This is a genomic window from Mesorhizobium sp. P5_C1, assembly GCF_054049815.1.
In genome coordinates this window covers 1-14650 of record NZ_JBFULQ010000107.1, presented here as the reverse complement: position 1 = coordinate 14650, position 14650 = coordinate 1, and the positions used below count along the sequence as shown (strand labels likewise).

Here is a 14650-nt window from a genome sequence, read left to right as displayed (position 1 = left end):
GCTCACAATATCGTGCTCGTCCATGGCGCTTTCGTCGACCAGACGAGTTGGAAGCCGGTTGCCGATATCCTGACGAAGAAGGGCTACAACGTAACGCTCGTCGAAAACCCGCTCACCTCCCTCGCAGCGGACGTCGATGCCACCAAACAGGCGCTCGCGAAACAGAACGGGAAGACCGTTCTCGTTGGCCACTCTTGGGGCGGTGTGGTCATCACCCAAGCAGGCGACGATCCAAAGGTCTCGGCGCTCGTCTATGTCTCCGCATTCGCGCCCGACGTGGGGGAATCTCTTGCGAGCTTATCCAAGAGCGGTCCGGCAACCGAAGGCGCCGCGGCGATCCATCCCGACGAAAAGGGCAACCTCTACATCGATCCCAAAGTGTTTCCTTCGGCAGTCGCGGCTGACCTTCCTCCGGAGATCGCCGAATCCTTGGCAAACCATCAGCTCCCGTTGAACCACACGGCGTTCGAGGCTCCCGTCGATATAGCAGCTTGGCGCGACAAGCCGACGTTCTATGTGATCAGCACGAAGGACAAGGTCATCGCACCCGAGGTCCAGAAGATTTTCGCCAATAGGATGAAGGCCCAGACGACGGAGGTCGCCGGCAGCCATGCCTCTCTCGTCGTCCACGCGAAGGAAGTCGCCGCCGTGATTGAAAAGGCCGCACTCGTGAAGTGACGATACCGCTCCCGGCACTTTCGTGCCGGGAGCACACGTGCTCGGCAGACTGCGGCATGCCTTGGACCGCGAGCCGCTCAGACCTAGCCAAAACCGCACCAGCTAATCCTACTCGATTATTTTATGCCAAGCATCCGGAGGATGACATGACTGAGTTCGACATCGCGAGCCAGGACGCCGCCACGCTCGAAACGGCGCCCACCCGTTACATCGAAGGCAGCGGAATCCGCTTCGCCTATCGCCGTCTCGGCCCATCGACCGGAACCGCGCTGGTTCTCCTGCAGCATTTCTCGGGCAACATCGACGCGTGGGACCCCGCCGTCGTGAATGTCCTGGCCGCCGATCGACCGGTGATCGTTTTCGATAACGCCGGGGTCGGCCGCTCGACAGGCCAAACGCCCGACAATATCGCGGCGATGGCCCAAGACGCTGTCGCTTTTATCAAACTGCTCGGCCTCTCCGAAGTCGACCTTCTGGGCTTTTCCCTCGGTGGCTTCGTCGCCCAGCAGATCGCTGCCGAGCACGGACGGCTGGTCCGCAAGCTAATCCTCGTCGGCACGGCTCCGAAAGGCGGAGAGGAACACCTTTTGACGGTTCTCCAGGACGCGTTTTCCCAAACCGAGGCGCCGGACCTCCGCCTGCCGCTATTCTTCACGAAGTCGTCGGCCAGCCAGTCGGCCGGCCTGGCGTTCCTGAAGCGGGCGAAGGTGCGCAAGGAAGATCGGGACACCGATAACGGCGGCGCGGTGACGGATCCGCAGGCCAAGGCGCTTATTACTTGGTGCGCCACACCTGATCCCGAGCACGCCATTCTGCGCGCCATCCACCAGCCGGCCCTTGTGGTCAGCGGCAGCCACGACACCATGCTGCCGGCGGACAACGCCTACGCAATGTTCAAGGCTCTAAGCAACGCCCAGCTGGTCCTCTATCCCGATTCCGGCCATGGCGCGCTGTTTCAGTACCCCGAATTGTTCGTCAGCCACGTCCGGACCTTCCTGGAAGCCTGATCGGCGGTTGCATAATCCCGGCGCGATCGATCGCGCCTTTATTCTTGAGAGCTGTTGCGGAGAAAGAAATGACAATCGCAAAGGTCGAGGTTGAGCGTTTCAGCCTGACGTGTTCCAAACCATTCGACGCCGTTGTGGCCGCGCTCAAGTCAGCGGTCGGGCAACCTGACATGGTCGAATTTTTCAAGGAGACGAGGGCTGCAAATTCCTTCTCGGATTTGGAGCGCGTTGTGCAAAACGGCCAAGGCCGCACAGGTCTCATGCTCTTCGCGGAATTCGACTTGGGCGCCATTCTGCGCCGCGAGACTGGACGCGACACTCCTAAGAGCATGCGGTTTTTGGTGGGCAATCCACTCATCATGAAAGAAATGGTCAAGCACGTTCCCGATGCTGGATCTTACGCCCCGGTCACAATCCTTCTTGATCAACGTCCCGATGGCGTGCATGTCTCTTATGACAAAATGGAGAGTTATCTGCTCTCTTATGGTAATTTGGAGGCTCTTGCGGTCGCCCGCGATCTTGATGCGAAAATCACAAGCTTGTTGCACGAATGCACGAGCTAAACTCTCCTGGTGACGCTTCAAACGGACGGAAGTGAGAGTCCGTCCCGAACACGCATGACCTCCATGGCGGCGACGGCGTTGAGGAAAGCGGTCGCCGAAGCGATGGTGGCTCGGCATCCTTCCGGGTCGTGCGGAGCGGCTCAGTACAGTATCGCTTCGAGAGACGGTGACAGCCCCGCGAGCGAGCCGTTCCGTCTCGGCGGCACCACTTGCGTCACGACGCGACCTGCGCTTCACCTAGCGAGCTCGCGAGATCGATCGAACTCACCCGCAGCTCTGCGCCAATGGCGGACGTTCGGTTGACAGACGTTCTCAGAGGCGCGGCTTGCACGAGACGCGACATCTTAGTTATCGCCTCGCCAAGTGTTGCCGTGTTCGATCTTGTCGCGTGAGAGCAAGCAGCACTAGAAAGCAGGCCATTTGCTAATCTAACAAAGTACAATAGGGTGACAATCAGAGGGGGCCTAATGACGAGCGGAACGGACATTCTTGATGCCGCCGTCATCGGTGCCGGTTGGGCGGGTCTAGGCGTCAGTCATGCGCTGACGCAGCGCGGCTTGCGTCATAGAGTGTTGGAGCGAGGTCGCATCGGTGAGACCTGGCGGACCCAGCGCTGGGACTCCTTTCGGGTAAACACACCTAACAGCCAAACGGTCATGCCCGGGGATACCTATGTCGGCCCCGATCCCGACGGTGCAATGACAAGCGGTGAGTTTGTTACGCTGTTGGAGGACTATGCAGTCCGGTATGGCCTCCCGGTGGAAACCGGCACGCCGGTGACGGAACTTGTTGCGAGCGGCGGCCTGTATCGGCTGGCCCTTCCGCACGGCCCCTTGTGGGCGAGGACTGTGGTGATCGCAAGCAGCAACCAGAATTGCCCGGCGCGCCCACCTTTTTCTGCGTTGCTGCCGCCGGAAGTCCAACAGATTGATGCATCGGCCTACCGCAACGCATCTCGTCTCGACAGCGGAGCCGTGTTGGTGGTCGGTAGCGCCCAGTCGGGCGGCCAAATAGCCGAGGACTTGGTCCAGGCGGGGCGAACTGTCTTTCTTGCAACGAGCCGGGTCGGCCGACTGCCTCGAATGTACCGAGGCAGTCACATCAGCGTCTGGATGGTTCTTAGCGGACTGATAGATGTGACGCGCAGCGAAATACTTCAGCAGGGCCCCATCCCTGGAAGGCCGCTGACAGGTGCGCTCCATACGATCAGCCTGCAGTCCCTCAGTGCGCAAGGCGTTGTCTTACTGGGTCGCTTCACCGGCGTCGACAACGGCCGCCTCTCGTTCAGMGACGATGCAGAGGAGCATGTTCGTCATGCAGACGAGGGCTCCGCTAGAATTCGAAGCCATATCGACGAGTACATCGCGCGCAACGGGATCGACGCCCCAAGGGCTGAGCCGGACCCGGCGGAGGTGATTGGCGCGCTTCTGCCGAATCCACCAGTCCGATTAATTGACCTCGCCGCGCGGGGGATCACAACGGTGATCTGGTGCACCGGGTTCAGAGGGGATTTCGGGTGGGTGCGCGTTCCCAATGCGCTCGATGCGCAAGGGCAACCATTGCACGAGGGCGTGTTCGCGGGCGCCCCTGGCGTGTATTTTGCCGGCCTGCCTTTCGCGATCTCGCGACGGTCGGGCACAATATTGGCAATCGCGCAAGAAGCAGCCCTGTTGGTCGAGGATATCCAGCGTCGTTTGGCAGACACCTGCCCCTGACGTCCCGATTCAGTGTGCGGACTCTGAGCGATCATCCGGCAGGCGGCTTCCTCCATCTCGCGAGGACCAAGCCACGAAGGTGAATGGCCGCTGAGGGTCAATAGCGGACCCCGAGTGCCCAGTGTTGCTCTGGGGTGGTGGTGTAATGGCGCGCCCGAAGAGATTCGAACTCCTGACCCCCAGATTCGTAGTCTGGTGCTCTATCCAGCTGAGCTACGGGCGCGCAACAGGCCATGCTTTCCATGACCCCGCTAGCCGATCGTGAACGACCGGCCGCGACGAGACGTGTTCCCTAGCGACTGATTTTCCGAAAAGCAAGCCGATCCGGCAAAAGTTTTGTCGCAGGTATGTCATCCGGTGACGGCGGTCAGGATTCCGCCGTGTTCAACAGGGCCCGAAGTCGAGCTCAAACGCGATCCCTGGTGGGAAGAGCTCCGACCCAGGGGAAATGGGCACCGGGCCTGCAGGGGAAGAGCATCGGGCGAAACAGCGCCCGAACCATCACGCCGGGCGGCGCAGGCCGTTGCGGGCCTGGTCGAGCCGGACCGGCTGGTCGGGGATGGTGACCGCGAATGTGGTGCGCCCGCCAATGCTTTCGACCAGCTCAACAGTGCCGCCATGCGCCCGGATCAGTTCGTGCGCGATCGCCAGGCCAAGGCCGGTGCCGCCGCTGCGGGCCGAGCCGCGAAAGGCCGCGAACAGGTTTTCCCGCGCCTTGGGTGGTAAGCCGGGGCCGGTGTCGGTGACGACGATGCGGCTGACGCTGCCCAGCCGCACTGCCGATACCGCCAGGCGCCGGACCAGCGCGCTTTCATTGTCTGCGGCCATGGCCTGCACGGAATTGCGGCACAGATTGGTGAGCACGCGGAACAACTGCTCGGAATCGGCATCCACCTCGAAGCCCGGCTCGATCGCATTGACGAACTCGATGCCCTGCTCGATGTCGAGCAGGCCGTGCACATCCTCGACCAGCTGGCGCAGCCTGAGCCTGCGGCGCGACGGCGGCGGCTCCTGGGTGCGGCCGTAGTGAAGCACGCCTTCGGAGTAGGAGACGGCGCGGTCGAGCGCGCGCAGCAGTTTCGGCGCGAAGGCCTGCACGGTCGGGTCCTTGACCTGGCGCAGGCGGTCCGACATCAGCTGCGCCGAGGCCAGGATGTTGCGCATGTCATGGTTGATCTTCGACACGGCCAGGCCGAGGTCGGCAAGGTGCTTCTGCTCGGAGAGCATCTTTTGCAGCCGCTCCTGCATCTGCGACAGTTCGCGCTCGGCGACGCCGATCTCGTCGGCGCGGGCGGCGGGATGGATGATGCGTCCGGGATCGTCCGGCGCCTCGGAGAAGGACAGCATCGAGCGCGTCATCGTCCGGATCGGCCCGATCATGATCAGGTCGATCGCGGCATAGACCAGCATTGCGGTGAACAGCGAGATCAGCAGCGAGACGAAGGCGACGTTGCGCGAATATCGCAGCATGGCATTGCGCAGACTGTTGTCCGGCATGATCAGCTCGAACTCCTTGTCGCTGTCGCCGACCGGGCCGAAGACGCGCAGCATCCTGTGGCCGCCGAAAAACAGCGTGTCGAGCGCGCCGGTCATGCCCTTGATCATGCCGATCGAGGCGATATCGATGTGTTCGTCGACCTGCGGCGGCATCTCGGCCACCACCAGCAGCCGCGACACGCCGCCGTCACGCACCGCGATCGCCTTGGCGCCGATCGCCATCAGCACGTCGTTTTGGGCCGCACGCGACAGCGAGGTGGATTCACCTTGCACCAGCACGATCGACACCGCCGCAGCCGTGCTCAGCCGCTCCTTCAGCCAGTTCAGCCGGTAGCTGGCGATCCACGGCAGGAAGATCAGCACTTCGGCCAGAAGCACGAAAACGATGGTGAGCAGCAGCAGCTTGGTCGACAGGCCGCGCGACAGCGGCACGGTGCGCCCGGCGGTTGGCGCCGCCGTGTCGATCCGTTCCTCCGCCTGTATGGTTTCGCTCATGCGGCTATGTCTTCACGATCACTTGATCAACGCAGATTAGGCGATTACGGCTTTTTTACCAATTTCATCCTTGGCCGGAAACAAAAACCGGCCTGGACGACGACCGGCTTCGGCCTGGCGACTCCGGATTGACTTCCAAAACCCTTCTTTCTATAAGCCCGCTCACGCTCGGGCCATTCGTCCCGGCGCGGTTTCGATCGCGCCAAAACCGGCCCGGCAAAGCTCCTGTTACACAGTGACAGAATCAAGAAGGGCCGCACCCCGCGGTATTAAAACAAATGAAGCGTACCTACCAACCGTCTAAACTCGTCCGCAAACGTCGGCACGGCTTTCGTGCCCGCATGGCCACCAAGGGTGGTCGCGGCGTCGTCGCAGCTCGCCGCAACCGCGGTCGCAAGCGGCTCAGCGCCTGAACGGAAGACGAGATCGTTGCCCGCATCCGGCAAGCCAGTGGGACCAAATCCCAAGCGGCTTCTGAAGCGCGCCGAATTCCTGGCCGTCCGTCGTGGTGAAAAGCGACGCGGGCGGCTTTTTCTCGTTGAAGTTCTCGACCGTGGCGACGGCCTGTCGCCGCGCGTCGGCTATACCGTCACCAAGAAGGTCGGCAATGCGGTTGTCCGCAATCGCGTCCGGCGACGGCTGCGAGAAGCGGTCCGTACACATGCCGCAAGTGACATGGCGCCTGGCAATGACTATGTCATCGTCGGGCGCGAAGATGTGCTGACCATTCCGTTCGGCCAGTTGAAGGCCGAACTTTCCCGCCGATTGCGCGGAACACGATAGGCCAAGGGCTTTCGATGGAAAACAACCGGAACTTCTTCATCACCATCGCGCTGTCGGTGCTGATCCTGGCGGTATGGCAATATTTCTATGTCTTGCCGCGCAGCGAAGCCCAGCGCGAGGCGGCCCGCGTCGAACAGCAGCGCGTCGAAGAGCAGAAGAAGGCCGCCGACGCCGCCAATCCAGGCGCCGGTACCGCAACGCCCGTCGCACCTGGCGCCATTCCGAACGCACCCGGCGGCAACGCGATTGCGGCGGTCGACCGCAACCAGGCGCTGGCGGCAAGCAAGCGCGTCAAGATCGATACGCCGAGCCTCGAGGGCTCGATCAACCTGACCGGCGCGCGGCTCGACGACCTCAAGCTCAAGCATTACACCGAAACCGTCGACAAGAATTCACCCGAGATCGAGCTGCTCAACCCGCAAGCGCTGGCGACGGGATATTTTGCCGAGATCGGTTTCGTCGGCAACGACAAGACCGGTGCGGTGCCGGGTTCGGACACGGTGTGGAGTGTGGACGGCAATCCGACGCTGAGCCCGTCGACGCCGGTCACGCTCACCTACACCAATGACAAGGGCCTGACGTTCAAGCGCACGTTCTCCGTCGATAACGACTATATGTTCACGGTTTCGGACACGGTGCAGAATTCCGGCAGCAGCGCCGTTTCGCTGTTCAACTATGGCCGCGTCACGCGCTATGACAAGCCGGCCGTCGCCAGTACCTACGTGCTGCATGAAGGTTTGATCGGCGTTACCGGCACCGAGGGCTTGGCCGAATACAAATACGCCAAGATCGAATCCGAAAAGCAGGTCACTCCGGGCAAGTCGACCGATGGCTGGCTCGGCATCACCGACAAATACTGGGCCGTCACGCTGGTGCCGACCGAGAAGCAACCGTTCCAGCCGCGCTATGCCTTTTTCGACGATGGTCGTCACCGCTACCAGTCCGACTTCCTCACCGATGCAATCAATGTCGATGCCGGCCAGTCCGCGACAGTCGAGACAGAGATCTTCGCCGGCGCCAAGGAAGTCGCCAAGATCAACGCCTATGAGACCGACCGTCACATTCGCCAGTTCAATTTGGTGATCGACTGGGGGTATTTCTATTTCATCACCAAGCCGATGTTCTGGCTGATCGACACGCTCTACAAATTCTTCGGCAATTTCGGCCTGGCGATCCTCGCCACCACCGTCATCGTCAAGGCCATCTTCTTCCCGCTCGCCAACAAGTCCTACGCGTCGATGGCGAACATGAAGAAGGTACAGCCCAAGATGCTCGAGATCCGCGAGAAATACGCGGACGACAAGATGAAGCAGCAGCAGGCGATGATGGAGCTGTACAAGACCGAGAAGATCAACCCGCTGGCCGGCTGCTGGCCGGTGGCGCTGCRGATCCCGGTCTTCTTCTCGCTCTACAAGGTGCTCTACATCACCATCGAGATGCGCCACGCGCCATTCTTCGGCTGGATCCAGGATCTGGCGGCACCCGATCCGACCTCGATCTTCAATCTGTTCGGCCTCGTGCCGGTCACTTTGCCGCACATGCTGATGATCGGCGTCTGGCCGCTGATCATGGGCGTCACCATGTTCCTGCAGATGCGCATGAACCCGACGCCGCCGGACCCGACGCAAGCCGCGATCTTCACCTGGATGCCGGTCATCTTCACCTTCATGATGGCGGGTTTCCCGGCCGGTCTCGTCATCTACTGGGCCTGGAACAACACGCTGTCGATCCTGCAGCAGGGCGTGATCATGAAGCGCCAGGGCGCCAAGATCGAGTTGTGGGACAATCTCGTGGCATTGTTCCGAAAGAAACCATCGCCAGCGGAATAGCAGGCCTCTCCTTCCATCAAAGCCCCGGCTGGTCCGGGGCTTTTTTATTGGCCACAGGCGGGGTCACGTTCCCGTGATCGGCGAAACTGAAAGCGGTCGCGGGGCGTGACTGCGTGTGCATTTCCAAAGGCTATCAATCCCGATCAGCCCTCACCCGGAGGAAGACCACATGCGCTTGCCGTCATTCAGGACCATTGCCCTTTCCGCACTCGTCGCCGGCGCGACGATCGTCGCTCCAGCCTATGCCAAGAACCCCAATGTTGGTGGCGCGCCGATGTACACCACCAAGACCATCGTCGAGAACGCCGTCAACTCGAAGGACCACACGACGCTGGTCGCCGCCGTCAAGGCCGCCGGCCTGGTCGACACCCTGCAGGGTGCCGGGCCGTTCACCGTCTTTGCGCCGACCAACGAAGCGTTTGCCGCGCTGCCGAAAGGCACCGTCGACACGCTGCTCAAGCCCGAGAACAAGGACCAGCTCACCAAGGTGCTGACCGCGCATGTCGTGGCCGGCAAGATCTCCGGCAAGGACATGATGGCCAAGGCCAAGGCAATGGGGGGCAAGTATGAGATGAAGACCGTCTCCGGCGATACGCTGACCGCCGAGGTCAAGAAGGGCAAGCTCTACATCATGGATGAGTCCGGCGGTGAGGCCAAGGTGACGATCGCCGACGTCAACCAGTCGAACGGCGTCATCCATGTCGTCAACAAGGTGCTGCTGCCGAAGTAACGGCTTCCGGCGCAGGGGATCAAGGCAGGTCCGTTGGGCTTTCTCGGGCCAGCCATCCCCACCTCATGACGAGGTGCCATGTTTCTTGGGAAGCCGTATCGGCATCGGCCGGGGTCCTGTAGTCCCCCACAGGGCCCCGGTTTCTTTTTGCATCGGCATATCCAAAGGGTAGCCCCTCGCGTCGTCACTCCACGACGGCGCTGTGGTCGACCTTGGCCGGCGTCGCCGGCTTGCGCAGCAAAAGAACCAGCGGAACGGCGGCAAGCGAAAGGATCATCATCAGCTTGAAGTCGTTCATGTAGCTGATGATCGTCGCCTGCAGCGTTACCACGCCGTCGAGCGCGGCACGGCCGGCGGCGCTGTAAGGGTTCATCGCCTGGAAGATCGCCTGGTTGCTGAACGCCTGGTTGTAGGGCGTCACATAGGTGGCGATGTTGGCGTGGTTGACCTGGACATTCTGGGTCAAAAGCGCGGTGACTACCGATATGCCGACACTGGAGCCGATGTTACGCGACAGATTGTACAGTCCGGTGCCTTCCGCGCGCCGCTCCGGCGCCAGCGTGGCGAAGGTGATGGTGGTCAGCGGAACGAACAGGAAGCCGAGCCCCGCACCCTGGATGAAGCCGGTGCTGATGATCGTCCATTGCGAGACATCGGGCGTCCAGCCGGTCATGTCGTACATCGCCCAGGCGGTGATCAGCAGGCCGGTCAGGAGAAGCCAGCGTGTATCCACCTTGCCGACCAGCCTGCCGACCAGGAACATGCACGCCATGGTGCCGAGGCCGCGCGGCCCCATGACGATGCCGGCGGTCACCACCGGATAACCCATCAGTGTCTGCAGATAGGGCGTCATCAAGGCCAGCGAGGCGAGATAGGTGATGCCGACGATGAAGATGAATACCATGCCGACGGCGAAATTCCGGTCGAGGAAGAGCCGTGGGTTCACGAACGAGTTGCGGGCGGTGAAGGTGTGGACGAGGAAGATGTAGAAGGCCGACGCGCAGATCAGCGCCTCGACGATGATCTCGGATGACGAGAACCAGTTGAGCTGCTCGCCGCGATCGAGAAACATCTGCAGCGAAGCGATGGTGAGGCTGAGCATGCCGAAGCCCAGCCAGTCCAGCCTTGCTTTGAGGTCGGTCTTGGTTTCCAGGACGAACATCGACACGCCCGCGAAGGCCAGGGCGCCGATCGGCACGTTGATGTAGAACACCCAGCGCCAGCTGACATTTTCGGTCAGCCAGCCGCCGATCACCGGCCCGAGCACCGGTCCGACCATCACCGAAACGCCGAACAGCGCCATGGCCGAGCCGCGCTCTTCCACGCTGTAGATGTCGAGCAGAATGCTCTGCGACAGCGGCACCAGGGCGGCGCCGAACAGGCCCTGCAGCAGGCGGAAGCCGACGATCTGCGGCAGCGACTGCGCGAAGCCGCAAAGCACCGATGCGACGACGAAGCCGGTGATCGAGGTCAGCAGGATGCGCTTGCGGCCGAAACGATTGGCAAGGTAGCCCGAAGGCGGCGTCATCACGGCCGCGGCGACGATATAGGACGTCAGCACCCAGTTGATCTGGTCGGCGCTCGCCGAAACGCTGCCCTGGATGTAGGGAAGCGCCACATTGGCGATGGTCGTGTCCAGCGCCTGCATGATTACGGCCAGGATCACGCAGGCGGTGATGGCGCCGCGATTGGCGACCACCGATGTGCCCCCTGTCGCGGACGCGCTGGTCATGACTTCTGCTCGAACCGGTTGATGAGATCCGTGACGAAGTCCGGCAGGCCGCGCGCATGGCCGGTATCGATGCCGACGACGGCGCTCATCCCGCCGCGCAGCGGCGGTTTGCCCTGGAGATCGTCAATCGTCACGCGCATCGGGATGCGCTGCACGACCTTGACCCAGTTGCCGGTGGTGTTCTGCGCCGGAAGCAGCGAGAAGCTCGACGACGAGGCGGGGCTGATGGATGCGACCGTGCCGTGCCAGAAACTGCCCGGATAGCTGTCGACGCTGATCGTCGCCGTCTGCCCCGGCCGCACATAGGTCAGTTCGGTTTCCTTCGGCTCCGCCGCGATCCACAGGTCCGTCGCCGAAACCAGGCTGAACGCCGGTTGCGATGCCGGCAGGTACTTGCCGACCTGGAGCGCGTCCACATTGGTGACGATGCCGTCGAACGGCGCCTTGACGATCGCATCGCCGAGGTTGCGCTGGGCGTCGTCCACCGCCGACTGGGCCTGCAGGTAGAAGGGGTTCTTCTCGACCGGCTGGCTGGCGTCGCCACCCAGCTGGGCAAGCATCGCCTGTGCCTGCGCCTTGGCGACGGACACTTTCTGGCGGGCGGCATCGAGGTCGTGCTGGGCGCTGTCGAAAGTGGCCTGCGAAGAGGTAGACGTCTTGAGAAGATCCTGCTGACGCTTGAAAGCGGCCTCATAATAGGGAATGTCGGCCTGCGCCTGCTCGATCTGCGCCAGCGACTGCTGGTAACTTGCCTGCAAGGTCAGTACCTGGTTGCGCACCGTTCCCAGCTGGGCCTGGGCCGCGGCAAGAGCGGTTTCGAAGGAGGCCGGCCTCAGGCGGAAAAGCACGTCGCCCTTCTTCACCGCCTCGTTCTCGTGCACGTCGATCTCGGAGACGGTGCCGGAGACGTCGGTGGAAACGCCGAGCGACTGCGCCTGGATGTAGGCATTGTCCGATGTCATGACCTGGCCGCCGACAACGTAGTAATAGCCGCCGACAGCCAGCGCGACGGGAAGCAGGGCGAAAAGGATCGGCCGTGTCAGGCTGCGCCTGGGCTTGACCGGCGCCGCAGGCGCAACCGTCACCATGGCTTGCGGCTGCGGCTCTTTGGAGGGGGCTTCAAGTGCCACCGGCTCCAGTGCAACCGGCGCTTCCAGCTCGCCATCGGCGATGACTGCGCTGGCACGCCTCTGCTCGCGTTCGCTATCCAGCCGGATGATCTGGTCGCTCTTGCGATCCGATGGTTCGTCCTTGCCGGGCTTTTTGGGTGAGGTCGATTCAGTCATGGTCGTTCTCCCGGTCGACGGCTGGCTGAGCGCAAGCCTCGAGCAGATTGGATTTGATCAGGCATAGGGTCTGCAGCAGATGCAGCTGGGCATCCGCCGAAAGGCCGACGAAGGCCTCGTCGCGCGTCTTCTGGCCGTTGCTGCGCATGATTTCGAGCAGCGGATGGGCTTGCGGCGTCAGGTAAAGCAGCCATGCCCGGCGATCAGCCGGATTGGGCCGGCGTTCGATGAAGCCGCGCGCCTCCATCTTGTCGAGCTGCCGGGCGAGCGTGATCGGCATGATCTCGATCAGGTCGGCCAGTTTGTTCTGGTGGATGCCTTCATGCCGGGACAGATAGGCCAGCACCTGCCACTGGGCGCGGGTCAGCCGCGACGCCCGCGACCGCTGTTCGAACCGCTTTCGAAGCAGACGCGCGACATCGTGCAGCACGAAGCTGATGTTGGGTGACGATGGCATGGGAGGGGCTGGTTTTCTGAACGCGACTTTTAGTGAGCATGCTTATTATCATCATGCACATAATCCTGCTGGACGCGGCGCACAAGACGCACTAAGTCCGGAAAAAATGTCGCACGCGCTTGCGGCGCCCCAGAAGGGTCGAGCAACAGGCCGTTGCCGGACAAGGATATGATGATGAATTGGCTAAAGATCGTGACCGTGGCAGCCCTAGCGGGATGGCCCGGCTTTGCGTTCGCAAAGGAGGCGGTCAGTTGTGGCGGCGCCGCCATGCTGGGTGGGGCGCAATTGAACTGCAGCCACGTCGAACCCCAGGCGCCGCCTCAGTTTTGCACGTTTAGCTGGGCTCTGCACACGTCAGCCGGCGATCAGAAAATCGTCGAAGGCACCTTCATGTTGCCGCCCGGAGCTTCGAACGTCACCGTCTACCAGGGCAGCGGTTTCGACAGTGCGCTGTCCGATCCGATCGTGATCTGCCGCGGCAACAAATGAGCAACGCCACCACGCAAGACTCGCTCCTCAGCCGATTGGTGCTATAGGGCGGATCACGCTATTTTGAACCGGCGCATGCGAACTTCGCCTGTTGCCTGGTGGCCAATCATCCGACGGACATCGACATGGACGGACCCAACCCCGACATCAAGCACCCTATCCCGATGCACACCCGCGTCGGCTTCCTCAAGGGATTGGTGAGCGCGCCGAACATCGAGATCGGCGACTACACCTATTACGACGATCCGGACGGGCCGGACAAATTCGCCGAGAAGTGCGTGCTGCATCATTATCCGTTCATTGGCGACAAGCTCATCATCGGCAGGTTCTGCGCCATCGCCGAGGGCGCGCGCTTCATCATGAACGGCGCCAATCACGCCATGTCAGGCTTTTCCACCTATCCGTTCAATATTTTCGGCCATGGCTGGGAAAAGGGTTTTGACCCGGCGACATGGTCGAAGGAAGTGCGCGGCGACACCGTGCTCGGCAACGACGTCTGGATCGGCATGGAGGCGGTGATCCTGCCCGGTGTGACGATCGGCCATGGCGCCATCATTGCCGCGAAATCGGTGGTGACGCATGACGTGCCGCCCTATGCGATTGTCGCCGGCAACCCCGCCAAAATGGTGAAGACGCGTTTCAACGACCGGACGATCAGGCGGCTGCTGGCGGTGGCGTGGTGGGACTGGCCGGTGGACAAGATCAGCCGCAACCTCGATGCTATCCGGGGTGCCGATATTTCTCTTCTGGAGGCAGCAGCTTGAACGCTCTGAATAACACCGTTATCGGCACCGAACTGTTTACGCGCGGGTGGATCTTCATCCGCGGCGTGCCGGCGATGAAGTTCCTGCCGCCGGAAGGGCCGCCGGAAATCGCCTTTGCCGGACGCTCGAATGTTGGCAAGTCGTCGCTGATCAACGCGCTGGTCAACCAGAAGGGACTGGCGCGCACCTCCAACACGCCAGGGCGCACGCAGGAGCTCAACTATTTCGTGCCGGATGGATTTTCCGGCGAGGGCGCCGACCTGCCGCCCTTGGCGCTGGTCGACATGCCGGGCTACGGCTACGCCACCGCGCCGAAGGAGAAGGTCGACGAGTGGACCAAGCTGGTCTTCGACTATCTCAAGGGCCGCGTCACGCTGAAGCGTGTCTATGTGCTGATCGACGCCCGCCACGGCATCAAGGCAAAGGACGACGAAGTGCTGTCGCTGCTCGACAAGGCGGCGGTGTCCTACCAGATCGTGCTGACCAAGACAGACAAGATCAAGGCTGCCGGCGTGCCGCGGCTGATCGAGGAGACGCTGGCAAAGATCAAGAAGCGGCCGGCGGCGTTTCCGTTCGTCCTGGCGACGTCGTCGGAAAAGGCCGAGGGCCTCGACGAGTTGCAGGC

At 62.1% G+C, this 14650-nt stretch carries 15 protein-coding genes and 1 tRNA gene; 11 read left to right on the top strand and 5 right to left on the bottom strand.

The genetic code is table 11. The features are described from left to right. From ACXJ7R_RS11660 to ACXJ7R_RS11645, 4 genes are all read left to right on the top strand, one after another. On the top strand, positions 1-678 hold a 678-nt coding region (locus ACXJ7R_RS11660), incomplete at its 5' end, for an alpha/beta hydrolase (RefSeq protein WP_457151963.1). A gap of 146 nt (positions 679-824) precedes the next feature. Continuing rightward, complete coding sequence (locus tag ACXJ7R_RS11655) at positions 825-1685, top strand: alpha/beta fold hydrolase (RefSeq protein ID WP_457151962.1); 861 nt, start codon at positions 825-827, stop codon at positions 1683-1685. A 68-nt stretch (positions 1686-1753) separates the two neighbouring features. Further along, positions 1754-2248 (top strand): DUF302 domain-containing protein, encoded by a 495-nt coding sequence (locus tag ACXJ7R_RS11650; RefSeq protein ID WP_457151961.1) that lies wholly within the window; start codon positions 1754-1756, stop codon positions 2246-2248. Positions 2249-2715: 467 nt separating this feature from the next. Beyond that, positions 2716-3963, top strand: a complete 1248-nt coding sequence (locus ACXJ7R_RS11645; protein ID WP_457151960.1) for a flavin-containing monooxygenase — start codon at positions 2716-2718, stop codon at positions 3961-3963. A 146-nt stretch (positions 3964-4109) separates the two neighbouring features. Here ACXJ7R_RS11645 and ACXJ7R_RS11640 read toward each other — a convergent pair. Further along, positions 4110-4186 (bottom strand) — tRNA-Arg (locus ACXJ7R_RS11640). A gap of 278 nt (positions 4187-4464) precedes the next feature. Further along, complete coding sequence (locus ACXJ7R_RS11635) at positions 4465-5955, bottom strand: ATP-binding protein (RefSeq protein WP_457151959.1); 1491 nt, start codon at positions 5953-5955, stop codon at positions 4465-4467. A 278-nt stretch (positions 5956-6233) separates the two neighbouring features. Between ACXJ7R_RS11635 and rpmH the strand changes: the two genes are divergently transcribed. The 4 genes from rpmH (at position 6234) to ACXJ7R_RS11615 (ending at position 9297) form a co-directional block, all read left to right on the top strand. Continuing rightward, the gene (gene rpmH / locus ACXJ7R_RS11630; RefSeq protein WP_008833937.1) at positions 6234-6368 is read left to right on the top strand and encodes a 50S ribosomal protein L34; all 135 of its coding nucleotides are present in this window, start codon (positions 6234-6236) and stop codon (positions 6366-6368) included. 16 nt (positions 6369-6384) lie between these two features. Next, entirely contained in the window at positions 6385-6738 is a 354-nt protein-coding gene (gene rnpA, locus ACXJ7R_RS11625) for a ribonuclease P protein component (protein ID WP_111545239.1), read from the top strand. Positions 6739-6752: 14 nt separating this feature from the next. Next, complete coding sequence (gene yidC, locus ACXJ7R_RS11620) at positions 6753-8567, top strand: membrane protein insertase YidC (RefSeq protein WP_457151958.1); 1815 nt, start codon at positions 6753-6755, stop codon at positions 8565-8567. A gap of 169 nt (positions 8568-8736) precedes the next feature. Continuing rightward, the gene (locus tag ACXJ7R_RS11615; RefSeq protein WP_457151957.1) at positions 8737-9297 is read left to right on the top strand and encodes a fasciclin domain-containing protein; all 561 of its coding nucleotides are present in this window, start codon (positions 8737-8739) and stop codon (positions 9295-9297) included. Positions 9298-9481: 184 nt separating this feature from the next. On the opposite strand, the gene ACXJ7R_RS11610 is transcribed toward ACXJ7R_RS11615, so the two are convergent. Genes ACXJ7R_RS11610 through ACXJ7R_RS11600 form a run of 3 tightly spaced genes read right to left on the bottom strand, consistent with a single transcriptional unit; the run spans position 9482 to position 12772 of the window. Continuing rightward, entirely contained in the window at positions 9482-11029 is a 1548-nt protein-coding gene (locus ACXJ7R_RS11610; protein ID WP_457151956.1) for a DHA2 family efflux MFS transporter permease subunit, read from the bottom strand. Next, positions 11026-12315: an HlyD family secretion protein gene (locus ACXJ7R_RS11605; RefSeq protein WP_457151955.1), complete on the bottom strand. Its 1290-nt coding sequence runs from the start codon at positions 12313-12315 to the stop codon at positions 11026-11028. The genes ACXJ7R_RS11610 and ACXJ7R_RS11605 overlap by 4 nt, the downstream gene beginning before the upstream one ends. Further along, the gene (locus ACXJ7R_RS11600) at positions 12308-12772 is read right to left on the bottom strand and encodes a MarR family winged helix-turn-helix transcriptional regulator (RefSeq protein WP_457151954.1); all 465 of its coding nucleotides are present in this window, start codon (positions 12770-12772) and stop codon (positions 12308-12310) included. The genes ACXJ7R_RS11605 and ACXJ7R_RS11600 overlap by 8 nt, the downstream gene beginning before the upstream one ends. A gap of 153 nt (positions 12773-12925) precedes the next feature. On the opposite strand from ACXJ7R_RS11600, the gene ACXJ7R_RS11595 reads away from it, so the two are divergent. From ACXJ7R_RS11595 to yihA, 3 genes are all read left to right on the top strand, one after another. After that, positions 12926-13261 (top strand): hypothetical protein, encoded by a 336-nt coding sequence (locus ACXJ7R_RS11595; RefSeq protein WP_457151953.1) that lies wholly within the window; start codon positions 12926-12928, stop codon positions 13259-13261. Between the two features lie 125 nt (positions 13262-13386). Continuing rightward, the gene (locus tag ACXJ7R_RS11590; protein WP_184872944.1) at positions 13387-14025 is read left to right on the top strand and encodes a CatB-related O-acetyltransferase; all 639 of its coding nucleotides are present in this window, start codon (positions 13387-13389) and stop codon (positions 14023-14025) included. Next, positions 14022-14650, top strand: a 629-nt coding sequence (yihA, locus tag ACXJ7R_RS11585; protein ID WP_457151952.1) for a ribosome biogenesis GTP-binding protein YihA/YsxC, incomplete at its 3' end; no start/stop codon positions are given. The genes ACXJ7R_RS11590 and yihA, both read left to right, overlap by 4 nt.